Origin of the sequence: Rhodococcus sp. WMMA185 (genome assembly GCF_001767395.1) — a bacterium.
GTDB lineage: Bacteria > Actinomycetota > Actinomycetes > Mycobacteriales > Mycobacteriaceae > Rhodococcus_F.
In genome coordinates this window covers 3,500,132-3,525,277 of sequence record NZ_CP017014.1, presented here as the reverse complement: position 1 = coordinate 3,525,277, position 25,146 = coordinate 3,500,132, and the positions used below count along the sequence as shown (strand labels likewise).

The 25,146-nt window shown below is 63.6% G+C and carries 20 protein-coding genes and 1 riboswitch; of the genes, 12 read left to right on the top strand and 8 right to left on the bottom strand.

All coding sequences use genetic code 11. The annotated features are described in order from the left end of the window. The first annotated feature begins 180 nt into the window (after window positions 1-180). Window positions 181-1,560 carry an MFS transporter gene (locus tag BFN03_RS15880; protein ID WP_070379821.1) on the top strand — a complete coding sequence of 460 codons (1,380 nt, stop codon included), beginning with the start codon at window positions 181-183 and terminating at the stop codon, window positions 1,558-1,560. Here the strand turns inward: BFN03_RS15880 and BFN03_RS15875 are convergent. Continuing rightward, entirely contained in the window at window positions 1,549-3,180 is a 1,632-nt protein-coding gene (locus BFN03_RS15875) for a PucR family transcriptional regulator (RefSeq protein ID WP_442971891.1), read from the bottom strand. The two genes, BFN03_RS15880 and BFN03_RS15875, sit on opposite strands and share 12 nt — an antisense overlap. A 249-nt stretch (window positions 3,181-3,429) precedes the next feature. On the opposite strand from BFN03_RS15875, the gene BFN03_RS15870 reads away from it, so the two are divergent. From BFN03_RS15870 to BFN03_RS20860, 8 genes are all read left to right on the top strand, one after another. After that, window positions 3,430-3,876 carry a GlcG/HbpS family heme-binding protein gene (locus BFN03_RS15870; RefSeq protein ID WP_070379820.1) on the top strand — a complete coding sequence of 149 codons (447 nt, stop codon included), beginning with the start codon at window positions 3,430-3,432 and terminating at the stop codon, window positions 3,874-3,876. 53 nt (window positions 3,877-3,929) lie between these two features. Continuing rightward, window positions 3,930-4,649, top strand: a complete 720-nt coding sequence (locus tag BFN03_RS15865) for a TenA family transcriptional regulator (RefSeq protein WP_070380984.1) — start codon at window positions 3,930-3,932, stop codon at window positions 4,647-4,649. 74 nt (window positions 4,650-4,723) lie between these two features. Continuing rightward, window positions 4,724-5,101: a Rieske (2Fe-2S) protein gene (locus tag BFN03_RS15860; RefSeq protein WP_070379819.1), complete on the top strand. Its 378-nt coding sequence runs from the start codon at window positions 4,724-4,726 to the stop codon at window positions 5,099-5,101. Next, window positions 5,098-6,333 (top strand): NAD(P)/FAD-dependent oxidoreductase, encoded by a 1,236-nt coding sequence (locus BFN03_RS15855; RefSeq protein WP_070379818.1) that lies wholly within the window; start codon window positions 5,098-5,100, stop codon window positions 6,331-6,333. Before BFN03_RS15860 ends, BFN03_RS15855 begins: the two co-directional genes overlap by 4 nt. Window positions 6,334-6,344: 11 nt before the next feature. Then, window positions 6,345-7,775: an aldehyde dehydrogenase family protein gene (locus BFN03_RS15850; RefSeq protein ID WP_084385802.1), complete on the top strand. Its 1,431-nt coding sequence runs from the start codon at window positions 6,345-6,347 to the stop codon at window positions 7,773-7,775. Between the two features lie 43 nt (window positions 7,776-7,818). Then, on the top strand, window positions 7,819-8,181 hold the full coding sequence (locus BFN03_RS15845; protein WP_070379816.1) for a Rieske (2Fe-2S) protein: 363 nt from the start codon (window positions 7,819-7,821) through the stop codon (window positions 8,179-8,181). Beyond that, on the top strand, window positions 8,178-9,770 hold the full coding sequence (locus tag BFN03_RS20865) for a gamma-glutamyltransferase family protein (protein ID WP_070379815.1): 1,593 nt from the start codon (window positions 8,178-8,180) through the stop codon (window positions 9,768-9,770). The genes BFN03_RS15845 and BFN03_RS20865 overlap by 4 nt, the downstream gene beginning before the upstream one ends. Next, entirely contained in the window at window positions 9,754-10,218 is a 465-nt protein-coding gene (locus BFN03_RS20860; RefSeq protein ID WP_232320295.1) for a RidA family protein, read from the top strand. Before BFN03_RS20865 ends, BFN03_RS20860 begins: the two co-directional genes overlap by 17 nt. Window positions 10,219-10,264: 46 nt before the next feature. Here the strand turns inward: BFN03_RS20860 and BFN03_RS15830 are convergent, their stop codons facing one another. The 3 genes from BFN03_RS15830 to BFN03_RS15820 all read right to left on the bottom strand — a co-directional run bounded on the left by BFN03_RS15830 (window position 10,265) and on the right by BFN03_RS15820 (window position 16,771). Continuing rightward, window positions 10,265-11,581 (bottom strand): M1 family metallopeptidase, encoded by a 1,317-nt coding sequence (locus BFN03_RS15830; protein WP_070380983.1) that lies wholly within the window; start codon window positions 11,579-11,581, stop codon window positions 10,265-10,267. Next, window positions 11,578-15,483, bottom strand: a complete 3,906-nt coding sequence (locus tag BFN03_RS15825) for a Pls/PosA family non-ribosomal peptide synthetase (RefSeq protein ID WP_070380982.1) — start codon at window positions 15,481-15,483, stop codon at window positions 11,578-11,580. The genes BFN03_RS15830 and BFN03_RS15825 overlap by 4 nt, the downstream gene beginning before the upstream one ends. Window positions 15,484-15,577: 94 nt before the next feature. Next, a complete protein-coding gene (locus BFN03_RS15820; RefSeq protein ID WP_070379813.1) occupies window positions 15,578-16,771 on the bottom strand; it encodes an ROK family protein in 1,194 nt (397 codons plus the stop codon). A 154-nt stretch (window positions 16,772-16,925) separates the two neighbouring features. On the opposite strand from BFN03_RS15820, the gene BFN03_RS15815 reads away from it, so the two are divergent. The 3 genes from BFN03_RS15815 (at window position 16,926) to BFN03_RS15805 (ending at window position 21,279) form a co-directional block, all read left to right on the top strand. Further along, window positions 16,926-18,194: a DUF1479 domain-containing protein gene (locus BFN03_RS15815; protein ID WP_084385643.1), complete on the top strand. Its 1,269-nt coding sequence runs from the start codon at window positions 16,926-16,928 to the stop codon at window positions 18,192-18,194. Window positions 18,195-18,234: 40 nt separating this feature from the next. Beyond that, window positions 18,235-19,719, top strand: a complete 1,485-nt coding sequence (locus tag BFN03_RS15810) for a sugar porter family MFS transporter (RefSeq protein ID WP_232320293.1) — start codon at window positions 18,235-18,237, stop codon at window positions 19,717-19,719. Window positions 19,720-19,819: 100 nt separating this feature from the next. After that, window positions 19,820-19,935: riboswitch (SAM riboswitch) on the top strand. 48 nt (window positions 19,936-19,983) lie between these two features. Beyond that, a complete protein-coding gene (locus tag BFN03_RS15805; protein WP_070379812.1) occupies window positions 19,984-21,279 on the top strand; it encodes an aminotransferase class V-fold PLP-dependent enzyme in 1,296 nt (431 codons plus the stop codon). A gap of 47 nt (window positions 21,280-21,326) precedes the next feature. On the opposite strand, the gene dszD is transcribed toward BFN03_RS15805, so the two are convergent. The 4 genes from dszD to BFN03_RS15785 all read right to left on the bottom strand — a co-directional run bounded on the left by dszD (window position 21,327) and on the right by BFN03_RS15785 (window position 25,077). After that, the gene (gene dszD / locus BFN03_RS15800; protein WP_070379811.1) at window positions 21,327-21,902 is read right to left on the bottom strand and encodes an NADH:FMN oxidoreductase DszD; all 576 of its coding nucleotides are present in this window, start codon (window positions 21,900-21,902) and stop codon (window positions 21,327-21,329) included. 72 nt (window positions 21,903-21,974) lie between these two features. Beyond that, window positions 21,975-22,448 carry a YbaK/EbsC family protein gene (locus BFN03_RS15795; protein ID WP_070379810.1) on the bottom strand — a complete coding sequence of 158 codons (474 nt, stop codon included), beginning with the start codon at window positions 22,446-22,448 and terminating at the stop codon, window positions 21,975-21,977. A 119-nt stretch (window positions 22,449-22,567) separates the two neighbouring features. Next, window positions 22,568-23,635 (bottom strand): alpha/beta fold hydrolase, encoded by a 1,068-nt coding sequence (locus BFN03_RS15790; RefSeq protein ID WP_070379809.1) that lies wholly within the window; start codon window positions 23,633-23,635, stop codon window positions 22,568-22,570. 74 nt (window positions 23,636-23,709) lie between these two features. Continuing rightward, on the bottom strand, window positions 23,710-25,077 hold the full coding sequence (locus tag BFN03_RS15785; RefSeq protein ID WP_070379808.1) for an FAD-dependent oxidoreductase: 1,368 nt from the start codon (window positions 25,075-25,077) through the stop codon (window positions 23,710-23,712). Window positions 25,078-25,146: the final 69 nt, after the last annotated feature.

Sequence of the window (25,146 nt, the reverse complement as noted above, 5' to 3'; positions counted from 1 at the left end):
CGAGGCAGCTGTGCATAGTGCCCAGAATTTTTGGTTTGAATTCCTTGTTGTCACACGCCAATAGAGGAATCCTCTGCAGAGACGTTATCGCGCTGATCGCGTACTCATCCTTGGGTTACGAGGCCTCATCGGAAGCCGGAATCACCGCACCCGCATCTTCGAAAGAAATTGGACCCGTACATGAAAACGGCGGTTGACAAGCCCCACCTTCCCGCAGGTGACGAACTTGGTCCCGGCACCTCTCCGGCTCTCGCGGCGTTGTTGGCCGGAACCTTCGTTGGGACCATGAGCAATAACATTCTGAACGTCCCGTTGAATGCAATCCTCACGGACTTCGATGCCGACCTCGGGAGTGGCATTTTCGTCGTTGTCGGGTTTCTCCTCACCTTCGCGGCGAGCATGCCGCTAGCCGGGTGGGTTGGAGATCGTTTCGGCCGCCGTCGCGTCTATTGCGCGGCCATGCTGGGAACTGCTGTCTGTTCTGTCGGTGCAGCACTGGCGCCTTCGCTTCTGGTGCTGGTGATCTGGCGGTCTCTCGGTGGAATTGCAGCGGCCGCCATCGTGCCGGCCGTCATGGGTTTGATCACGTGGCTGTTCGGCCCCGCGAGGCGGGCTCGGGCGGTCGGTGCCTGGGCTGCAGTGAACGGGATCGGTCAGGCAATCGGTCCGTCGCTGGGAGGTGTGGTCAGTGACTGGTGGGGCTGGCGTTGGGCGTTTGCACCTCTCGTGCCGATTGCTCTGATCGGTTTTGTCGCAACCCTTCGGCACGTCCCCCGCTATCCGGGCAAGAAGATGCATCTCGACGTATTGGGCGCCGTCGCGGTCACCGTCGGCGCAGCCCTGTTCGTTCTGGGAATCACCTTGATTCCGCAGGATCGGGTACCTGCCGTTGCCAGTGTCGCTCTGGTCCTAGCTGGGATAGTCACACTCGTACTCTTCGGCGTTCACAGTCGCCGCACAGCCGACCCGTTCATTCCGATTCGCCTTGTACTAGAACCGAGGTTCCTTCGCAGTGCGCTGGCCGTATTCGTCTTGATGTTCGTTCTTTCCGCCCTCCTGCTTGCCCTCCCGCTATATCTGACGGACTCGGGACTCTCGACGACTCAGGCAGGATTGATGCTCTTCGTACTTCCAGCAGTCATGACCTGTGTGGCGCCCGTCGTGGGCCGCGTTGTCGACAGAATCGGTGGCCGAGTGGTCATGCGTTCGGGCTTGTCGATAATGATCGGTAGTCAAGTGGCACTGGCTATCACGCTGTCGTCCGGTGTTCGGAACTCTATTGCTATAGCAGCGATACTTGTGGTGGCAGCCGTCGGAATCGGAATGGTGCAGACACCGGCAGCGGCCGGTTCGACTCGTTCGCGCGCTGGGGCCGTCGGAACTGGTCTCGGACTGTTCAATCTGATTCGCTTCGGGGGTTCCGCAGTCGGAGCTGCCTGGGTTGGCATTGCAGCGCACCTGGCAACGGAGCCATATGCATTGCTCTTCTCGGTCGCCGCCGTCGTCGCATTGGTCGGGCTCGCGGGATCTTTCGTCGGGGAAAACCCGCTAGATGTCTGAGTGCTGAGCCACGATCTCGTTGTCCACTGATTCTCGAACGGCCGACAGCAGATCGAGGCGGAGCGCGAGCCACAAAGTGAACTGGTTCTCTGGTTCGCGAATATCCATTCCAATGAGTCTTGACATGCGATCGAGCTTGGCGATCATGGTGTTTCGGTGAATCCCGAGTCGCCTCGACGTGGCATTGATATTTCCGCCCTCCTCGAGGTACGCGAATAGCAACTCCTCGCTGTCGCCGTGCGAACTCGACGCCCGGAACGGGCCGAGAACGTCGCGGATGAGTCTTCGGCTCTCATCAGTATCGGCTGCCCGCGTGAGGACGTTGAATCCTCGTAGCTGGTTATAGGCGACCGAACCGGACAGTCCTAGTCGCTGCGCGACGCCCAGAGTGGTGCGTGCCTCACGGTAACTCTCGCCAATAGCGCGGGCACCGACCGCCGGACGGCCGTGAGCCACCGGAATGTGCTGTCCTAGACGGTGCTCGAGATCAAGAGACATTGCCCTTGCATACTCGTCGATTTCCGCCTCGAGTTGTGGTCCGCTCGTAGCGATCAGCGAACGAACGACCACGAGCACGTTCCCGATCACAGTGACATGTGAGCGCGCCTTGGAAGGGGGTAGAACCCCGGCGGCGTATCGGGCCAGTCGCACCATGCTTGCCCCCGGACGGTCTCCGGATCGGTCGACGAGGCCGGGTGCGACGAAGACGATGTAGTGCAGATCGAGATCGATCTCGTGTAGAGCGGCACGAGTGGTCAGATCGTGGTCGTTGGCGAAGTTTCCGTGCACCAATGCCTGGACGAAGTCGCCCCGCGCCCGTTCTTCCGCCTCGTCGACGCTACGTTGGCGAAGCATCTCGGTGCCGACTATCGTTCCTGCCTGTTCGACTACCACCTGGTACTGAGCGATGTCGTGTCGCCGCGGGTTCGCCTGCGGCACGATCACTACAATCCACCCCTCGTAGCGACCGGCCAATTGCATGGCGCCGGCCACCACTGTCGTGGGCGCGAATAGTCCGTCCGGGTGTTCGAGTTGATGTGTGTGGACCTTGTGTGGATGAGTCGTTGACGCCTCGTCCAATCGAGGAAGTGCTGCAACGAGCGATTCCCGAAGCGCGACCGATTCCTCGGACTCGACGTCCTGCAGCCCCGAGTGTGCGAGTAGCTGGCCTCGAACATCTAGGGCCACAGCGATATCCGACGTCAGTGCGGCTACCTCGCGGATCAGCATGGGGAGTCCGGCACCTCGATGCAAGAGGCCGGCGAGAGATTGGTGCACGGACACCGCATAGCGCATCACGTGCGCTTCCTGCGTGAGTGCGCGTTCGGCGAGGAGTCTATTGAGTGCTGTGAATCCGACCGATCGTTCGAGTTCTACAACGGTGAGTGCGGCAGGCCAGCTGATCTCCGTCGGCGCCGGTCCGTCGACGACGAGCACGCTCGCCCCACGTGTCACCACTGTCTCGAGTTCTGTGAGGTGTGCGGACAGGGTTTCCGGTCGGGCGTAGACGGCGACGTCAGACAGGGAGTCCCGTCGGCCCATGACCTCGCCCCAGGGTAGGCACCAGGTAACGGCTGCTCCGAGGCCTTCTCTCCCCGAGAGCACCCGGGCGGACGCCATCAACGGCTCCTCGAGCAGGCCGCGTACCGACAGGCGCTCGTTGTCTTCGCTTGATGTCGCTGTGTTATTCACGGCGGCCCTCCTCGGGGAGCGATGAATGTGCAGTATGTCGGAGCGCACTGCCAGGACCATTATGCATTGTGCCCTGATTTTCGGTGATTCTCGGGCCATCATGCACATGGTTGTTCGGCGGTGCCGGTGATAGAAATCTCAGCATCAACTTCCTCCCGACGACTCAACGGAGAAGACATGCATCAGGTTCATCGGATCACCCTCGACGACGCACTTCCGCTACTGGCGGCCGGGCGAGCCAAGGCAGAGGAGATCGGTGTCAAGCAAACGCTGTGCGTTTGCGACGACGGTGGCAATGTCCTGGCGCTGCACCGACTTCCGGGAGCCCGACTCACCGGTGTCGACATCGCTATTGCCAAGGCCTTCACGGCGGCCGGCCACGAGCGCGCCACTCACCTCTTCAACGAGGCACCGGACGGCCCAGCGCTGCCAGGTAATGAAGCGTTCGGTATCAGTCACATGCTGCCAGGAAAGTTCGCCATTTTCGTCGGTGGTTTTCCCCTTGTCTTCGAGGGGCAGATCGTCGGTGGAATCGGGATCAGCGGAGGAAATGGCAAGCAGGACAAAGCCGTCGGCGCCGCCATGCTCGAAGAGTTCGAGGCGCTTGCCCTCATGCGCAGCTGAACGCAGATTTCCAGACGAATCAACACTCCATTTCGAGAAAGATGAGGAACATCATGACCGAACTACTTGGCAGGGACGAGTTCCGCACGGCGCTCGAGAACGCCATCAAGGGCCGCGAAGCGAAGGATGCATCGTTCAGCAAGGCTTGGGCTGAGGGAAAGCTCGAGAGGCACCACTTCGCTCGGTGGGCCGAGAATCACTACCACTACGTCGGCCCCTTCGCCGACTACTTGGCGAACATCTACTCGAACACCCCTGATCACTTCACCAATGCAAAGGATTTCACTCTCCAGAACATGTACGAGGAGGAGCTGGCCGATATTCGGCATACCGACCTGCTCATCAAGTTCGCGGAGTGCTGCGGCACCACGAAGGAGCGGGTCGAGGATCCCTCGAACATGAACGCCGTCACTCGCGGATTGCAGGCCTGGTGCTACGCGGTCTCGCAGCGCGAGCATTTCGTAGTAGCGACAGCTGCTCTGGTGGTGGGCCTGGAGTCGCAGGTTCCGAGCATCTACCGGAAGCAGATCGTTCCGCTGCGTGAGGTGTACGGATTCACCGAAGACGAGATCGAGTTCTTCGACCTGCACATCACGTCGGACGTCGTGCATGGTGAGCGCGGCTACCAGATCGTGCTCGATCACGCGGATACCCCCGAGCTGCAGCAGCGTTGCCTCCAGTTGGTGCAGTGGGGAGCCGAGATGCGCTTCTCCTACACCAAGGGTCTCTACGACTCGTACGTGGCGCCCGAGCTCGAGGCCGCGGCAGCCTGATCGTGCAGATGGGGGAGCCGGCGGCAAAGTCGGCTCCCCCATCTGCACGCTTGTCGTCCGAACAGGAGAGAACGATGGATACGAACTGGACGCGGGTAGCCACCCTGCGCGAGGTCGGCCGCCGGCGAAAGCTCCGAGTCGACGTCGGTGACACCCCAGTCGCGCTATTTCAGGCCAATGACCGGATCTATGCGTTCCACGATCTGTGTGTTCACCAGGACCGGTCGCTTGTCAGAGGCACTCTGCTCAACGGCCGTGTCATCTGCCCCGGCCACCAGTGGGCGTTCGACCTCGACACGGGGTACGAGGAAGATCAAGACCAGTGCCAGCCCACCTACGCGGTGAAGGTTGAGGACGACTACGTCTATGTGGATCTCGCCCGCCGACCCGATTACGCTGAGACAGCGGTTTCGCCTGCCGAAGCCGCCTCGAGAGAGCAAGTGACACCATGACGCTCAATACCATCGCCACCATTGGCGCCGGTCAGACCGCTGCGGTAGCAGCCCGAACCCTGCGGCGCCGAGGGTTCGACGGCAAGATCGTACTCATCGGCGACGAGCCTCACGCGCCGTACCAGCGGCCCCCGCTGTCGAAGGAATTCCTGGCAGGGCAAGAGGACCGCGAGTCCTTGATGCTCCTGCCCGAGGCATGGCGGGAGAAGCAGGACGTCGAACTGCTGACCGGCACCGCCGTGACCCGGATCGATACGGCTTCCGCGGCGATCGAGCTGTCCGACGGACGTAGCGTTTCTGCTGACGCTGTACTGATCGCAACCGGTGGGCGCCCGCGCACAATGCCCGTGACCGGCCCTTCTCCGGAGCGCGTGCACTACCTCCGCACCATCGACGATGCGGAGCGACTCGCCGCCCAACTCCGGCCGGGTGTCCGTCTCACGCTGATCGGTGGAGGATTCGTCGGCCTCGAGATCGCCGCGACCGCGAAGGGGCTCGGCGCCGAGGTGACTGTCCTCGAAGCGGACCAGGTACCTCTCGCGCGCATCCTCGGATCCGAGGTGGGCGAGGTATGTACCCGCATGCACTTGGACAACGGCGTGGCCATTCGGGGTGGCGTCCGTGTCGCCACCGTGGCGACACGACCTGACGACGTGCTCATCACACTCGATAACGGCGAGGTGATCGGCACAGACGTAGTGGTGGTCGGAATAGGCATCGTCCCCAACGACGAGGTGGCTCAGGCTTCCGGGCTCGCCGTCGAGGGTGGAATCCTCGTGAATGCGCATGGACAGACTGCCGTCCCACACATCTATGCAGCCGGTGACGTGGCGGCACGATTCTCCGAGTCCGCCGGCCGTCACGTACGTGTCGAACATTTCGACAATGCGAGTAAGCAGGCAGCAGCCGCAGCGAATTCGATGCTCGGCCGCGCCGGAGCGGTGGACGCGGCGCACTGGTTCTGGTCGGATCAGTTCGGCAAGAATCTTCAGCTTGTCGGTAGCGCCCGATATACGGAGCTGGTGCTGCGAGGCAGCGCCGAGGACGGCGAATTCACGGCCTTCTACCTGGACGACGGGATCGTCCGCGGCGCGTTCGCTCTCGATCGAGGTGAGGACATCGGTGTGGCACGTGAGTTGATTGGCCGCGCGATCGGGCCCGCGCGATTGGCAGACGAGGAAGTCGATCTGTACGACTTGCTGGACGAGGATGAAGAAATGGTGACAGTGTGACAATCGAGGGAATGAACTACATTGACGGACAGTGGGTTCCGTCTTCATCGGGTGCAACATTCACCCGCCGCAATCCAGCCGACCACGGCGATGTGGTCGGAGTGTTCCCCGATTCGAACTCCGCCGACATAAGTGCTGCAATCAGCGCCCTTGCGAAGGCAGCGCCGCAGTGGGCAGCCACCCCGCCCGAGCGCCGTGGTGCGATTCTCGAATCCGCGGCCGAATATCTGGAAGAGCGCGCAGACGAGTTGATCGCCGAATTGGTCAGGGAAGAAGGCAAGACTCGCGCAGAGGCTGCGATGGAAGTCAGCCGCACCCCGATGAATTTGCGTTTCTATGCTGGTGAGGCGCTTCGCACTCTGGGTAGTACCTATCCTTCGCCCGGCGAGGGACTGGTCTTCACGCTGCGTCAACCGATAGGCATCGTGGGCGCGATCACGCCCTGGAACTTTCCCTTGAATATTCCGTCGCGCAAGCTCGGTCCGGCGCTGGCAGCGGGAAACGTCGTGGTGTTCAAGCCTTCCGAGGTGACGCCGCTGATGGGTCAGCGTATGGTCGAGGCTCTGCTGGCCGGGGGACTCCCAGCCGGAGCCATTGCCTTGGTGCAAGGTTCGGGTCGAGCGGGTGCCGCGATTGCTGCTGACGAGCGCGTCGATGCTGTCACGTTCACTGGGTCCACCGAGGTGGGCCGGGCCATCCATGCGTCAGTGGGACCCACTCGCCGTAGCCAACTCGAAATGGGTGGCAAGAATCCTGTCGTGGTACTCGAAGATGCCGACGTGGACAAGGCCGCTGCGCTGATCGTCAAGGGCGCCTTCGGATTGACCGGACAGGCGTGTACGGGAACAAGTCGGGTGATCGCCGTCGACACCGTTCACGACTGGTTGCTCGATCGCGTGGTCGAACTGGCCGGCGAAATCACCGTCGGTTCAGGAGGCGACGCCGGCGTCGGGATGGGCCCGCTCGCTACATCACAGCAGCGAGACAAGTTCCTCGACTACGTCCGGATCGGTCGTGAGGAAGGTGCTGAACTGATCTGTGGCGGTGAGCCTCTCGGTGCTGGAGACGGCTTCTTCGTACAGCCGACCGTGTTCGCCGGTGGCAGCCCGGACATGCGAATCGTTACCGAAGAGGTGTTCGGACCGTTGGTTGTATTTCAGCGGGCAGCCAGTTTCGACGAGGCGGTGGCCTTGGCCAATGATTCGGAGTTCGGGCTCAGCGCGGCAATTGTCACCAACGACGTCGCCAAGGCGCTCGCGTTCGCGAGCCGTTCCGAAACAGGGTTGGTCAAGGTCAATCAGTCCACCACGGGTCAGAGCATGAATGCACCGTTCGGTGGTCACAAGTCATCGAGCACGCAGACCCACAAGGAACAAGCGGGCGAAACGATGATGCAGTTCTACCAATCCGAAAAGACCGTCTATCTCAGTCCGTCGGGCTGAGACCTAACCTTTCGCTTGAACCCCCTGATTGGAAGAGAAGACCATGGAATTCACTCGTGTTGCACGCTCCGGACAGGTTCCCGAAGGGATTGTGCGCCGCTTCTTCGCCGGCGAACACGAGTTCGCAGTTGCGCGTCTCAACGGAAAAGCCTATGCCACCACCAACTACTGCACGCACCTGGACTGCCTGCTCTCCTCCGGGAAATTGGTGGACGACGGCATCGGATGCTCCTGCCATGGCAGCGTGTTCGATCTCGAGACCGGTGAGCCGGTGTGCCCACCTGCCACGGTGGCCATCAAGACCTATCCGGTCGAGGAACGCGACGGCGAGATCTTCGTCGGGATCGATCCGAATGACACCGGTTCGGTGCCGCGTCGGCGCGCTGTGCGGGAGTCCACGAAATGAACCCGCGGCCCGCGACACTTTCTGCCGACGGAATGGTCTCGTCGAGCCATCCTGCAGCGAGTACGGTGGGGGCGCGCGTGCTGGCGGAGGGGGGCAATGCAATCGATGCCACGCTGGCTATGGCGGCGATGACCTGGTTGACCTTGCCAGGGCAGTGCGGAATCGGTGGCGATATGTTTGCCGTGGTTCGAGAGCCAGACGGTTCGGTATGGACTGTGGGCGGAAGCGGCTTCGGGCCCGACGGCGGTGATCTGGGGTTCTATGCGGATCGCGGCTTGCGATCGATCCCGATGGACGGCGCATTGGCGGTCACAGTGCCAGGTGCGCCCGCCGCTCTGGCCGCACTCCACACCGCTGGGGCCACACGTTCGCTCACCGACCTCTGGGCGCACGCGAGTCGGGCCGCAGAGCGTGGTCTGCCATGCTCCGCGAAGACCCGGAGGGATATTCGAGAGGCCGAGAAGGCCATCGCCGCCGATGCCGGTCTCGCTTCGGTATACCTCCCGGGCGGGCGGTTGCCGCAGGTAGGGGAGGTGTTACCGCAGTACGAGCTAGCCGACTCGATTCGCGCATTGGCCCGCGACCCACGCAGCTTCTACACGGGTGTTCTCGCCGAGAAAGCTGTAGACGCCCTACGTGCCGGGGGTGCACCGTTCAGCGGTGACGAATGGGTGGCCGGCGCCGAGGTGAGGCCAGAAGCCGCGATCAGCGGTCACTACGCGGGTGCAGTGATTCATCAGACACCCTTGCCTACACCCGGGTGGATGGTGCTGCAGCAAGCAGCGCTGTGTGACCAGGTGGTGGGCTTTTCGCCATGGCTCACCGCGCCGGCCATCGACCGGATGGCGAGTGCGGCACGGCTGGCCTTCGAGGATCGTTTGTCTAGCTGTGGCACCGACAACGATGCCTGGAAGGCGCTATTGGAACCAGAAGCTATCGATGTGGAGAGGGGTCACCTCGATCGAAAGATAGCGTCTGCAGGTGCATTCGACGTACGCGAAGGTGATACCACCTCGACAGTTGCAGTTGATTCGGAAGGCCGGGCGGTGAGTTTCATTCACTCGCTGGCGTTTACGTTCGGATCCAAGATGACCGTCCCGGGCACCGGCATCGTGCTGAACAACAGATGGGCGCGTGGTGCATACCTGATTCCCGGGCACCCCAACGCCGCTCGGCCACGAAGGAAGCCCCTTCACACGCTCAACGCCTGGGTGGTCACCGATACCTCGGGAAACCTGCTGCATGTTGGAAACACCCCGGGGGGTGACGGTCAGGTGCAGTGGAACATGCAGCTCATCTCGCACCTTCTCGATCACGGTCTGGACCCGGCGGAAGCCGTTTCCGCACCGAGATTCACGGTGTTCCCCGGCAGTGACGCCGACGTCATCGGCCGTCCCACAGAACTGCGCTGCGAGTCCCGTGTCCCGGAAGGGGTTCGGGGAGAGCTGGCGGAACTCGGACACGACATTGTTCTTCAGGAACCGTGGGGGGCGGAAGGAAGCGCTCAGATCATCTCTTTCGACCCCACTCGCGGCCTGCTGTCAGGAGCCGCCGACCCTCGCCAGGAAGGAATTGCACTCAGTGCCTGAGCAACTTATTCCGATTGCCCCCAAGCCTCAGGGCCGCTATGTGCCAGCGGTGGTGCATGGCGGGATCGCCTACTGCGCGGGCATGACTCCGCGTATCGACGGGGTGTTGACCGTAACCGGTGTCGTCGGACAGGACGTGAGCCTGTCGTGCGCCCAGGAGGCGGCGGCGCTGTCCGCGCGGAATGCGGTTGCGGCGGTCGCTGCGGCCGCAGGCGGGACGGACATCATCACCAGGTGTCTGCGCATGAGCGTGTTCGTTGCCTGTACACCGGATTTCCGGCAGCTGTCCAGCGTGGCGGACGGGGCCTCGAATGCACTCGCCGAAATCTTGGGAATCGATGCGTTGCCCGCGCGCAGTGCGATTGGCGTCTGCGCGCTTCCGTCCGGCGCCCCGGTCGAGGTCGAATTGACCGCGGCCGTCGACGCCCGGCTTGCGATCCGGATCTGATCGGCGGCAAGCGAGCGAACCCGCTTCGGTACCCGATGGGTCGAGATCACAACGGCGGAAGGGCCTTCTCGACCAGCCATGTGTCCCAGAAATGCCGTAGGGGTTCATCGGTGTAGTGGGCGGCGAGATCAGTGAATTGCTCGACGGTCACGGTGGAGTGCCGATGAGTCCGCGTCCATTGCTGTAGCAGAGCGAAGAAGTTCTCGTCACCCAGTCGGCGTCGCAGAGCGTGCAAGGTCAGCGCACCGCGCTTGTAGATACGGTCGTCGAACATCAGCTGTGGCCCTGGATCGGAGACGACGAGGTCCTGCGGTTTTCGCGCCAACCCCTGATGGGCCCCACAGGCGAGTTCGTGCGCAGACGGCCCTCCCGAGTTCTCGGACCAAATCCATTCGGCGTAGCAGGCGAAGCCCTCGTGCAGCCAGATGTCCCGCCATTGGCCGAGCGTCAGGCTGTTGCCGAACCACTGATGGGCGAGTTCGTGCGCAACCAGGCGTTCAGATGCGTGCTCACCCGTGCAGTGGTTGGCACCGAAGATCGAAAGTCCCTGTGCCTCGAGCGGGATCTCCAACTCATCATCGGTCACTACCACTGTGTACTCGGCGAACGGATATGCACCGAACAGTCGGGTGAACACATCCATCATTTGAGTTTGCCGGCCGAAGTCCTCGTCGAAGGCCGATCGCAGTCGAGGAGGGTGGACCGCGTACATCGGAACGTTGCCCGAACCGATGCTGCGGTGCTCGTAAGGTCCGATCGAGATGGTAGCCAGGTAGCTCGACATCGGCTCGGTCTGCTCGTACACCCATGTCGTCTGACTCGCCCGCGTGTGCTTGCTGACCAACGCGCCGTTGGCCACCGTGTAGTACGGCGAATCGGTGGTGATCGAGATACGGTAGCTGGCTTTGGAACTCGGGTGGTCGTCGCACGGAAACCAGGAGGCGGCACCGTTCGGCTGACTGGCGACGAGTGCGCCCTCGGCCAGTTCTTCCCAACCCACCTCACCGCACACACCGCTGATCGGTTTCGGAGATCCCCAGTACGTGATGGTGAGAACCAGTGCTCCACCCGCAGGGATCTTCTCGGCAGGTGTGACGATCAGTTTCCCGTTTCGGTGCAGCCACTTGGTGTTGCGGGAACCGTTGGTGGCAACCTTCGTCACCTGCAGGCTCGACGCCAAGTCCAGGGAGAACCGGGATCGCGGCTCGGTGGCGACGGCCGTGATTGTGGCCTTGCCGGTCAGCCGGTTGCTGTGCACCTTGTAGGTGAGGTCGAGATCGTACCGAGACACCCGGTACCCCCGATTGCCGTTTTGAGGCAGGTATGGGTCGATCGGGTCGTCAATACCTTTGCGGGACTTCATGTCGCCGCCCACGGTGCGATGGGGTTGCCCTGCCAGCGTGTGGACGGCGGCACGGTGTCGCCGCGCATGACGAGCGAGGCCGGCCCGACTGTGCCTCCCGCGCCGATTCGTGCCGCGGGCAGCGCGACGCAGTGTGGGCCGAGTGTGGCCCCGGCCTCCAGGGTGACGGTGTCCATGGACATGATCCGATCATGGAACAGGTGAGTTTGCACTACACATCCCCGTTCGACGGTCGCGCCGTCTCCGAGCGTCACCAGGTCGGCCTCCGGGAGCCAGTAAGTTTCGCACCACACACCCTTGCCGATGGTGGCGCCCAGCCCACGCAGCCAGACGTTCAGCACGGCGGTCCCGGTGGCGGCCCGGGCGAACCAGGGCGCAGCGACTGTCTCCACGAAGGCATCCGACACCTCGTTGCGCCACACGAACGAACTCCACAACGGATGCTCAGTCTTCTTTATGCGACCGACCACAACCCACTTCGCGATGACAGAGACCAGGCCTGCGACAGCCCCCGCGACGAGGAGGACGATTCCTCCGGTCGCCGCCGCGAGCCAGAAGCCGACGTGGCCGGCCATCGCTTCGAGGGCGAACAGCACGCCGAGCCCTATCGCGAACGTCACCATGACGGGGATCAGGCGGCACGTCTCCACCACCGCGCGCGCTACTTTCAGCCGAGACGGCGGACGGAACGTGCGGGAGGCGTCCGCATCGCTGGGCGCCCGGCGCAGCCGAACCGGCGGATTGCCCAGCCAGGACGAGCCGGACTTGGCCTTCGATGGCGCGGCCGAGAGCACAGCGACCAGCCCGTTCTTCGGGACCCGACGACCGGGAGCGGTCATCCCGGAGTTTCCGAGGAACGCACGTTTGCCCACCTTGGCACGTGCGATGTGCATCCAGCCACCGCCGAGTTCGTAGCTCGCGACCATCGTGTCGTCCGCGAGGAACGCGCCGTCCGCCACGGTGGTGTACTTCGGCAGCAACAGGACGGTTGATGCCTCCACGTTCTTGCCGACCTTGGCGCCGAGTAGCCGTAACCATCCCGGTGTCAGCAGGCTCGCGTAGAGCGGGAACAAAAATGTGCGCGCGGAGTCCATGAGCCGTTCCGTCGCCCAGACCTGCCAGCCGACCCGACTGCGTACGGGGTGATAGCCCTCGCTCAACCCCAACGACAGCAGGCGGACGGCGGCGACGGTCGCGATGGCCATTGCAGCGAGGCTGACCACCGTGGCGATCGGCAGGATCGCCAGCGAAAGCAAGATAGCCGACCCGATCGTGTCCGTGTCGCGGACCCACCAGCCGATCACGGAGATGCCGATGACGAGCGCGAAGATCGGCAGACCGGCCAGCAACATGGAGGTGACACCGAATGCGGGCACCCAGTACGAGGCGCGGCGGGGAGGTTTGCTCGGCCATGGGTGAGTTGCCTTGCCGACCTTCACAGCTGGGGATCCCGCCCACCGACTCCCCGACTTGACGCGACCGAACACCGCGGAGCCGGCCGCGACCTCGGCGCCCCGTCCGATGCGGGCGCCGGGCGCCAGGGTGGACCGTGCGCCGACGGTGGCACCGGGGCCGATCTTGATCTTGCCGATGTGCACGACATCGCCATCGACCCAGTGGCCGGACAGGTCGACTTCGGGCTCGACGGAACAGCCGTCACCGAGTTCGAGCATGCCGGTGACCGGCGGCAGGGCGTGCAGGTCGACGTCCTTGCCGACGGTCGCGCCGAGCGCGCGGGCGTAGTAGAGAACCCACGGCGCCCCGGACAGATTGGCCGCGCCGCTGGCCTCGGCGAGCCTCAGCGCCACCCACAGTCGTAGGTGTTCGCTCCCCCCGCGGGCATACGTGCCGGGCTCGAGTCCGCGCAGGAGGATGCGCGCACCGGCCACCGAGATCGCCATCCGGCCCGGCGGACTGATGAACAGGACGAACGCGGGCAGGATCCACCACCACGACACGGTCGGCGCCCAAGGGACATGCGTGAACCAAGAGAAGACGTTGTTCGCGATTGCCAGCCACGTGACCCACTGGAGCCCCGTCAGTGTCGTGAGCGGAACGGTGGCCGCGATCTGCCACAGCTGGCTGCTTCGTGGTGTGGGTGTGACGATGCGGGCCTCGATCGTGCCGGTGGGGGCCAACTCGTCGAGGTGATCGGCGAGGGCGCCGAGTCGGGGATGGTCGTAGAGTTGCGCGACCGTCACTTCGGGGAACCGCTCACGCAGCGCCGTCACCAACTGGGCAGCCGAGAGAGAACCGCCGCCGAGTTCGAAGAAGTCATCATCCGAACCGGTGACGCGAGCGCCGAGGATCGACGCCCACAACCCCGCCAGCCATGCGGACGTACCCTCGAGACGGATCTCCGAATCAGTGGCCGAGGCGATCGCATCGTCGACTCCCGGCGGAGGCCAGGGTAGAGCGTTCCGGTCGACCTTGCCGGACGTGCGAGTGGGAAGTTCTTCGACGAGCACGAGACGTGGAACCAATGCCGCCGGAAGCAGTTCGGTGAGCTTCGCGTGCGCAGCCTTCAGGTCGAAACCCGGTTTGGTGCCCGCCAGGTAGCCGACGAGGATCTCGTGTCCGGCAGCGGTCCTGCGCACGGCCGCGGCCGCGGCACCGACACCGGGAAGGTGCCCGAGCGCATTGTCGACCTCACCTAGTTCGACCCGCCGGCCGCCGAGTTTCACTTGGTCGTCGGAGCGGCCTTGAAAGATCAGGCCACGCCGGTCCAGCTGGACGAGGTCGCCGCTACGGTAGGCGCGATCCCAGCCGAGTGTCGGCATCGGCGCGTACTTCTCGGCGTCCTTCATGGGATCGAGATAGCGGGCCAGCCCGACCCCGCCGATCACCAGTTCGCCGACCTCGCCCTCGGCGACAGGTACGCCGTATCCGTCGACCACCGCGAGATCCCAACCGTCCAGCGGCTGACCGATACTGACCGGCCCCTTCCCGTCCATCAGCGCTCCGCAGGCGACGACCGTGGTCTCGGTCGGCCCGTACGTGTTCCACACTTCGCGTCCATCGACAGCCAGGCGTTCCACCAGTTCGGGCGGACAAGCTTCGCCGCCGAAGATCAGCAGGCGTACGGACTCGAGCGCCTCTGCCGGCCAGAGCGAGGCGAGGGTCGGCACCGTCGACACGATGCTGATGTCGCGGGCGACGAGCCATGGACCGAGGTCGGTTCCGCTGCGGACCAGGGACCGGGGCGCGGGAACGAGGCAGGCGCCGTGACGCCAGGCGAGCCACATCTCCTCGCAGGACGCGTCGAACGCCACCGACAGCCCGGCCAGCACCCGGTCACCGGGCCTTATGGGTTCTGCCTGAAGGAACATTCGGGCTTCGGCGTCCACTAGGGCTGCAGCGTTGCGATGCGTAACCGCGACACCTTTCGGAGTGCCGGTGGATCCGGAAGTGAAGATGATCCAGGCGTCGTCGTCGACTTTCGGGGGACGCGCGGTGGGTGGCTCGGCTCCGGCAGCGGCTGTGCCCGCAGCGATTCCTGCTCCGGTCACTACGCATCGGACCCGAGCTTCTCCGAACACGAGTTCGGCCCGCTCCTCGGGATCGTCCACGTCGACCGGTACGTAGGCGGCGCCGACCGAGAGCGTCGCCAGAATGGCCACATATAGCGAGCAGGATCCGGAGGGCATGCGAACGCCGACTCGATCACCGGCCCCCACCCCAGCTTCTGCGAGAACCTCGCCGGTCTGCCGAATCTCGGCGAGCAGTTCCCAATAAGTCAGCGAGGTCGTTCCGTCATCGATCGCGTGCGCGTGCGGGTGCTGTTCCGCGGTCGCGAGCAGAATGTCTATGAGTGTGCGGGGCGCTGGAGCGAAATCGTGGCGAAGGAGTTCCGGGGGGACGCGGGGCGAGGCTTCCGTATCTATCGGTGACGGGAGAGGCAATCCAAGATGTCCTTCACTGGGCGGGTGGTGGTCCGTGCTGCTGGTCATAGCATGATCGAGTGGCGCGATGGTGTGGTTCGTCGGCTCGCTTCGATCATTCTTCTCCCCTCGTGTCGAAATTGTCGGTCGTGCCCACGTTCTCGGGGGTTGCATGCGATCTGAGTCTCCTGGCCAGTTCGAGTGCACCGATCGCCGCACCCTGCAGTGGTGCGGTGCGGCCCAGCGGGCTGATCGTCATCTCGAGTCCGGACAGAGCGGTTCCCTCGATTCGCCGGCGGAGTCCTTCGGCAACCTGGCTCACTTCCGACAGTGGACCGCCGACGGCGATTCGTCCCGGGTCGACGGTGGTGGCGACGTTGACGATGGCGTGGGCCAGGTCGTCGAGGAACTCGTCCATCGCGGGGCCGGGTGGGTCGTTGTCGAGGAGTGAGCGGACGCGCCCGAGGTCGATCGAACGTCCGTCGGGAGTGCCGACTGGCGAACGTCCGAGCCGACGCATCACTGTTTCTCCGGAAGCTGTTCGCAGGAAGCCGATTTCACCTGCAGTACCGTTCGATCCCCGGTGCAAGCCGCCGGACAGAAACAGTCCAGCACCGATACCGGCACCAAGGTAGACGTAGAGGAAGTTGTCTGCGTCCTGCATGGATCCGATGCGGCTTTCGGCGATGGTCGCCCAGTTGACGTCATTGTCCACCAATAGCGGGGATATGGGCTCGATCTGCAATGCTCGGGCGAAGTCGGGGACGGATCCGGTGAACGGCGCGTCGGGTAGTTGTCGAACGGTCTGGGTACGCGGATCGATCGGCGCTGCGACCGAGATCGCGGCGGCGAGCAAGGGAGTTTCTACCTCGTCGCTGCATCGTGCGATCAGGTCGCGCGCGTGGGTGATGCCGGCCGGCAAGTTCTCATCGTCGGCCTCGATCTGGTTCTCGCACAGTACAGCGCCCCTGTAGTCGAGGACCCTGACGGCGACATATCCGCGCTCGAGGACCACTCCGAGGGAGTGACCATAGCTCGGGTTCACGTCGCAGAGAATCGCGGATCGCCCGCGCATGCCGGTAGCGGTCTGCCCGACCTCGAGAATGCGCCCGGAACCGAGCAGACGCTGCGCGGACTCGGAAATGGTCGGCTTGGAGATGCCCGTCGACTTCGCGATCTGCGCCCGCGACGAGGGGCCGTCGCGGAACAGCACATCTAGGAACGCGGCGTCGGTCAACTGTGCGAGCGTTCCCGGCAACGGGGTGGCGGCCGGGACGGAACCCCGGCGAAACGCCTCCGATGGGGTCACCGACTGTCTCCTTTCAGCCACTTGTGATCGGTATTCGATTATCTCGGATCCGACGCGTTCTGAGGGTCGCGGACTGCCTCCATCCTCTTTACAGGTGAGCCGTATCTCTCTACTCTGCATTTGGTAAGGATTGTTTACTAAAAGGCACGAGGTCATGAACATGCACGTTGACGAGCGAATCGAACGACTGGCCGAGGACGTTCCCGGCGCGATCCGGCAAGCCAAAGCGGCGCTGAAGACGCAGGTCGGCGATGTCGAGGGGGCATTCCGCCAGGTGGAGGAATTCATCGCGAAGGAGATCGAAGACATCTGCGCCACCAAGGCGCGCGGCGAGGAAGTCTGGCCGGTCGTCGATTATGACCAGATCACCACGAATCGAGTGACTGACTCACAGTTGCGCCAGATCCACCGTCGCGGATGTCTGGTCGTGCGTGGTCACTTCCCAGAGCAGACGGCCCGGGGCTGGGACCGCCAACTCTTCGAGTACATCGAGAACAACGACTTCGGCAGCAAGTACAACGGCCCTGGTGACGACTTCTTTGGCACCCTTGCCGCGTCTCGCCCGGAGATCTACCCGATCTATTGGTCCCGCCCTCAGATGGAGGCGCGCCAGCATGAGCGGATGGCGACCGTGCAGTCGTTCCTGAATCATCGGTGGAAGTTCGAGTCGCAGGGTGTCACCTGGTTCGACCCCGACCAGGACAGCATGTACCCCGACAGGATCCGTCGCCGTCCCCCCGGAACAACTTCGAAGGGGCTCGGTGCGCATACTGATTCCGGCGCCCTCGAACGTTGGCTGCTCCCCGCCTACCAGAGAGTCTTCCGGCACGTTTTCAACGGAGATTTCGCCAAGTATGACGCCTGGGATGCCGCCTACCGGACCGAGGTGAACGAGTACGCCGGTAGTACCACGATGTGCTCGGTCTTCCGGAGTTTCCAGGGGTGGACGGCGCTATCGGACATGCGCAACGACCAGGGCGTGCTGTGCACGGTCCCGATTCCCGAGGCTATGGCGTACATCTTGCTGCGCGCGCTACGAGACGATGTCCCCGACGACGAACTGTGCGATGTCGTCCCACGCCGTGTGCTGCCCGTCAGTGACAGGTGGCATCCGCTGCTCATGAAGGGCCTGACCGTGATCCCGGACCTACAGCCCGGTGATTCGGTCTGGTGGCATTGTGACCTCATCCACTCGGTGCGGCCGGTGGCGAATCAGCAGGGCTGGGGCAACGTCATGTACATCCCTGCCGCCCCGATGTGTGAGAAGAACGCTGACTACGCGCACAAGGTCGCGCAGCGCTTTCTTACCGGTGCATCCCCGGGCGACTTCCCTGACGAAGACTACGAAGTGGGCTGGACCGGCAGGTTCGCGGAGAGGGATCTCAACCCTATCGGCCTCCGGGGCCTGGGCTTCGACCGCTGACGCGGCTACGGCCACCGTGGAGTTTCGCGTGAACATTCCCGTGAGTAAGTCAGTTTCGACTGTGCCAGACGAAGACGGTCAGGTTTCGCGACGATTGGTCGCCATAGCAGCCGGTGCCGCCCTCGGCGGATTCCTGTTCGGCTTCGATAGCGCGATCATCAACGGCACCGTCGACGCCGTGCGTCAAGAGTTCGCGCTGGCACCCACCCTGCTCGGCTTCGTCGTCTCGTGCGCCCTACTCGGCGCCGGACTTGGCAGCTGGTCCGCGGGCATCTGCGCCGATCGGATCGGCCGAGTCCGCACAATGGTGGTCGCCTCGGTTCTGCTGACCGTCAGCGCGATCGGCTCCGGCCTCGTCGTCGGAGTCTGGGATCTGATCGCCTGGCGGTTCCTGGGCGGTGTCGGCATCGGATTCGCCTCGGTGATCGCGCCCGCCTACATAGCGGAGATATCGCCCGCCCGCATCCGCGGCCGGCTCGGCTCGATGCAGTTGTTGGCCCTGGTAACCGGTATTTTCCTTGCGATTCTCACCAGCGCACTGCTAGCCGATCTCGCCGGCGGTGCGGCGCAGACCCTGTGGCTCGGACTCGACGCGTGGCGGTGGATGTTCATCGCCGAAACAGTCCCGGCGATAATCTACGGCATCCTTGCTGTCCGGCTGCCTGAGTCTCCCCGCTATCTGGTGAACAAGGACCGCATCGACGAGGCCGGCGAGGTGTTGCGAAATGTGCTCGCCCTGGTCGACGGCGCCGTCGACCGGAAGATCCGCGAGATCCGGCAGACAGTGAACACGGAACGTAAACAACGGTTCTCGGATCTGCTGGGCGGAAAGTACTTCTTTCTGCCACTGGTATGGGTGGGTATCTTGTTGTCGGTCTTCCAGCAGTTCGTCGGCATCAACGTGATCTTCTACTACTCGACCACCCTGTGGCAGTCCGTCGGCTTCCAGGAGTCGGACTCGTTCACGATCTCGGTCATCACCGCCGTCACCAACATCGTCGCCACTCTCATTGCGATCTCGCTCATCGACAAGGTCGGGCGGCGGCCCCTGCTTCTGTTCGGCGCCGCTACGATGACAGTCTCCCTGTTCCTGATGGCGGTGGCGTTCGCCCAGTCCACCGAGGTCGACAACGTGATGACCCTCCCCTCCGGTTGGGGCGCCGTTGCCTTGATCGCCGCGAATGTATTTGTCGTCGGCTTCGGCGCGAGCTGGGGGCCGGTCGTGTGGGTGTTACTCGGCGAAATGTTCCCCAATCGCATCCGAGCCCTCGCCCTGGGCCTGAGCGCCGCAGCCCAATGGGTCGCCAACTTCGCCGTCAGCACCACCTTCCCACCGCTTGCGGCGCTCGGCCTCGAGTACGCTTACGGGCTCTATGGGGTCTTCTCCTTGCTCGCGCTGGTCTTTGTGTGGAAGATGCTGCCCGAAACCAAGGGGCGGCAGCTCGAATCCATGGACGAACTTGCGACCGAGGACGGGCGTCCCAACCCGAAGTTCCACGATTCGGCTACCGCACCGGCGAACTGAGATCCTCTCCGGTTCTCGGGCAACACTATTCGATGACAAAGAGCCTGCTGGCAGGGGCTCGGCTTGACAACCGCATATTGATCCTGCACTCTTCGAAACAGGTCACGAGTGCCAGCGTCAAGCCCCGGCTTGCTGGTCGGCAACCCTCCACTGCGGCGGGGTGCTCCGGGTGACGACCGGGCTGAGGTTCGATACCGGACCCGGCAAGCGCGGACTCCGAGGGCACCGACCCTGTGATGAGTCCCTGGATTCGAGGGATAACGAATGACTGCTGCATCGACCGCCGACCTGTGCGCCCGTCCCCTGGCGCGGGTTTCGGGTTCCGACTTGCAAGTTCCGCTGGTTCAGGGTGGCAATCGCACCTACGTCAACTTCGACTGTGCGGCCAGCGCGCCCGCGTTGCGGCAGGTGACCGAGCGCATCGAGACCTTGCTGCCGCTGTACTCCAGCGTGCACCGGGGCGCGGGCTACGCATCGAGGGTGTCGACCGATTGCTACGAGAAGGCCCGCACGTCGGTTGCCGGGTTCGTCGGAGCAAGTGAAGATCAGGTGGTGGTGTTTACCCGGAACACCACGGACTCGCTCAACCTGCTCGCCGGTTGTGTTCCTTGCAGCACAGTGATCCTCGACATCGAACACCACGCGAATTTGCTGCCTTGGAACAACTCTCGCGTAGTCCGGGCCGCTGACACGCTGTCCGAGACGATACGGCGTCTCGTCGCCGAATTGTGCTCGAAACCAACCGCCCTGCTCGCGGTGACGGGTGCATCAAATGTCACCGGTGAGGTGTTGCCAATCGCCGCACTCGCCGAGGTTGCACACCGTTGTGGCGCAAGGATTCTCGTCGATGCTGCGCAGCTCGCACCCCATCGTCGGATCAACCTCGCGGCGTCTGGTGTCGACTATTTGGCGTTCTCCGGGCACAAACTGTATGCACCGTTCGGTGCCGGTGTGCTGGTGGGTCGCCGAGACTGGCTCGACGCCGCCGATCCCTACCTGGCAGGCGGTGGCGCGGCCGGCAACGTGACTGTTGATTCCGTCCAATGGGCGCCCGCACCCGCACGCCACGAGGGAGGAACACCCAACGTACTCGGCGCCGCGGCACTGGCTGCCGCATGCGATGCGCTGTCCGAATTGGATTTCGGCCGTGTTGCCGAACACGAGGCCGCTCTGACCGCACGGATTCTCGAAGGACTCGGCTCGGTGGACGGCCTGCAGTTCCTCCGGCTGTGGCCAGATGTGCCCGACACTGTCGGAATCGTGACGTTCACGATCGACGGGTTCGAACCGGGGGAGGTCGCCGTCTATCTCTCTGCAGAACATGGAATCGGAGTTCGCGACGGCCGTTTCTGTGCACATCCGTTGCTCGAACGACTCGGCCGACCCGACGGCGCGGTACGCGTGAGCCTGGGACTGGGAAGCTGCTCGGAAGATGTGGATCGACTTGTCGATGCGGTGCGGACTCTCGTGAACGGCAATCGGACCTGGATCTACGCCAAGGAGGGCGCCCAGTGGAATCCGGTGCCGGAGACTCGGTTTTCGTCGGATGCGCTGGTATGACGGCCCGACGTGCCGGGTTCACAACGGTTGTCCCTCAGGGAGATCCTTCATAGGGGGGTGGGCCGGAAATAGCGACCCTGATGGTAGAGCAATGGAGACGAAGCGGTCTCGTCGTCGGCCTCCGCGTGCACCCGGGTCACCAGGCCGATCACGAGTGTGTGATCCCCGACGGGAATCAACTGGTCCACGGTGACCCGGAGCCAACTGGGGGTTCCATGAAGCACTGGTTCTCCGGTGTCGAGCCTGGCCCAGAGCGACTTGTCCGCGAACCGTTGGTCGGCGCTGCGTGCGAACCGCTGAGCCAGGTGCTGCTGGTGTTCGCCGAGCAGATGTATCACCAGCGAATCCGCGGAATGTAGGGCCTTGATGCTGGAGGAGGTGTGCGCGATATTGAACGACACCAACGGTGGGTCCAGCGAAAGCGAGGCGAAAGAGGTGGCCGTGAAGCCGACCGGGCCAGACTTCGAATAGAGAGTCACGATCGTGACTCCTGCGGGGTGACGGCGCAGGGCAGCCCGATAGTCGACCGCACTGATGCCGGACGAGAGTTCGGGATCGCGGGTCACGCCCGAACGATGGCCCGAACGGTGGGCTGTATCGGCATTCTCGACTGAGTCGGACAAAATACTCTCCGGATCGGCCCGTGTACTTGGTTCACGAGATCTGCCGTCAACTATAGAAGGCGGGCCCGGAACTCAGGCCACGTCGATGGCAGAGCCCGCGGTGATACGCACCAACTCCGAGAACGATGTGCGGAAGACGGTGTTCGGTTGTCCGGCCGCCGCCCATAGTTCGGGGTACTCGGCCAAGGCGTTGTCGACGTAGGTCGGCAGATTCGTCGGATGTCCGAGCGGAGCGATGCCTCCGATCGGCTGACCAGTCGCGAGTTGCACCATGTCTGCGGGTGCTCGAGTCAGTTCTCCCTGTAGCCGCTTGCCCGTGGCAACCAGATCCACAGAGTGGGCTCCCGACACAAGGAGCAGGATCGGATCGTCGTCCAGCATGAACACGAGAGACTTGGTGATCGCCCCGATATGTACCTTCAGAGACTTCGCGGCCTCGGCAGCGGAGTGAGTGGGCTCGCGCTGGGTCACGATCACCCCGTGATGTCCTCTCGCGATCAGGGTCTCGGCGACGCGCGCGGCGTTGGGATGCAGGGACATCGGCATGGTCCAAGGGTAGGACCATTCGATCGAAAAGGGCTGCAAGAACCGTCCTTCGATACGAAACCGGAACTGGGTGCAATCGATTCAGGTTTCCGATCAGTCCGGGCCCGGCCTGATCGAACTCACGCAGTCCGGGCCACAGCCTCTTCGAGGAATCGGTCGATGTGTGCCCAGGTGGAACCCTTCGCTCTAACGCCCGCCAATAGGCCCAGATGACTGCCCGGCGCGGTTTCGAACTGCACTGACGGCGCACTCGTCAGCACGTCGGTGACCGCTCGAACCGATTGGATCGGCGCAATGACGTCCTCGGTCCCGCCGATCGAGAGAACCGGAACCGTCAGGTCGGCCAGGCTGACAGATCCGCTCCGGGTCTGGAAACTGCCCTCGACAAGGGAGTTTTCGAGGATCAGCTGTGTGCAGACCTGATGGAAGAAGCGCGCGGGATATCCCGCAATGTCGGCCATGAACCGGTCGATGGTTTCCATCCGGGCCAGGGTCTCGGTGTCGTGCAGGTTCTTGGCGATGAACCAGGGCTTGGTCAGTTCGCGTTGTAGCGCTGTCAAGCGGTAACCGACTTGCACCAGCGGTGCGGGCAGGCCGCCCATCGGCCCAGTTGCGAAGGCGAGGGGGCTATCGCCTGTGAAACGACCGACGGCTCGTAGTGGTGCGAACAACGACACAGCCTCGTAGTCGATCGGCGTGCCGATTGCCGTCACCGAACCGATGGGGAGATCGCCCAGGGCGGCTGCCGTCAGGAGCGACATCGTCCCGCCGAGACTCCAACCGATGAGGTCGACGGGCGCACCGTGATGGCGCCGGGATACACGATCGATGGATGCGGGGATGATGCGCTCGATCCAGTCCTCGAATCCGAGATCGCGGTCCTCGAAGCTCATCGTGCCGTAGTCGACGAGGTAAGTCGCCTTACCTGTGCCGACAAGATGCGAGGCCAGGCTCTGCCGAGGTCGGAGATCGAAACACTGGGCGGGCCCCGCCAATGGAGGTACGAGGAGGACGGGTCGACCGGTGTGAGACTTGTCGCCGTCGAACCGGTACAGATCTTGGTGGGGCGCTTCGTGGATGAGACTCGACGGGGTTCGCTCAACCGGCGCGATTCCGCCCCCGAAGGATAATCGCCACGCGTTGCGGGTCACTGTGTTGAGTGTGGGACTCCAAGCAATGTCGAGCACGATGTCCTCTCGTGGCGGCGCCGACCCTTCAGGTACCTGTTACGCAAATATATAGGTAATCCTGCTGGTCGCCGTCAGCGGGTGCGGGTCAGATCCGCGAGCAATACCCGCAGCACCGTTGTCGGCCGGAACAACTTCCTCGGACGGTCGAGGAGATGCGTCACCCGCAGGAAAGCCGAGCCGACGGCCGGGTCGACGGCAGCGGCTCGGTCCAGCCGAGACGCGTATGCGCCCGCGAGCCGGACCCGCAGAGAACGTTGGCCCGGGACTGATGGAATTCGGAGGTCGTTGTCGACGGTGAGGTTCCAGGCGGCGTCGATGCACCGATTGGCCTTGCGCACGAACTGTCGGGTGAGGTCCGCTGTTGACGATTGCAGGCAGTCGCGAAGAATCGTCGCCTCCACCGCTGCGACGCTCATTCCCTGGCCGTAGATGGGATTGAAGGAGCAGATGCCGTCTGCGAACGGCACGTAGTTCGGTGGCAGGTCGTCCGCCGAATAGTGACGGCGAATGGTAGTCGGAATCCGGTAGCGAACCCCTTCGTCCAAGGCCTGCGCTGCAGCCAGCGCATCGTGCATGTCCGGGGTGGGAAACGACTTCGTGAATTCGAGGAACCCGTCTGCATCGAGGGGTGGTACGTCGTTTCCGTATCCGGCGAGAGTGACGATCCAGGTGCCGTCCTCCTGTCTGCCCATGAATCCGCTTCGGGGGTTCGACGGCCCCGGTGCCATCCCGATTCCCGAGTCGCCGCCCAGTGCAGATGCGTCGAGGAGGAAGTGCCTTGTCGCATACGAGACGTCGACTGCCAGCTGCGATTCGGGCGGAGGCCTGAACCCGAGCCGGCCCAGCCAGGTGACGCTCCGTGAACTGCGACCCGTTGAATCCACGACGAAATCTGCGGGCACGAGCTCGGTCGACCCGATGGGTTGGCGTTGCATATTCACGCCGCTCACCGCCTTGCGGTCGCCTCTGAGTCCGATGACGTCACTGCGGTCGAGTATTCGAACATTCGGCAGTCTCTCAATACGTTGCCGCATTTGCCATTCGATGAGGGATCGGCTCGCGAGGATGCCGGGTATTCCGCTGGCGCCGCGGGCCAACCGCTGCCCGTCGACCACCCACCGAATATCAGCGAGCGCATCGCCTGCGATGGCGCCCAGATCGAGCAGTTCGTCGACGAAGCCGGGGAGAAGATCTTCCATGGCTGCTTGCCCACTCGCAAGCAGCGCGTGCACGTGGTTGGCCTGCGGCACGCACCTGCGGGTGGTGGCGGTCTGGGGCAGAGTGTCGCGCTCGAGGACGACAACATTCCGGAACATCTTGCTGAGAGCGGAGGCGGCCAGAAGCCCTCCGATGCCTGCGCCGATAACGGCGGCGGTGCCGCTCGAAGTTGCGGCGGCGGTGCCGCCCGGGGTCACGGCCGGGGGTCTCCGATGTGCCATCGACGCTGTCCGTTCGCAGACGGTACAGATAGCTTGATCGTACTTCGCGGGGCCCGAAGGGCACCGGTT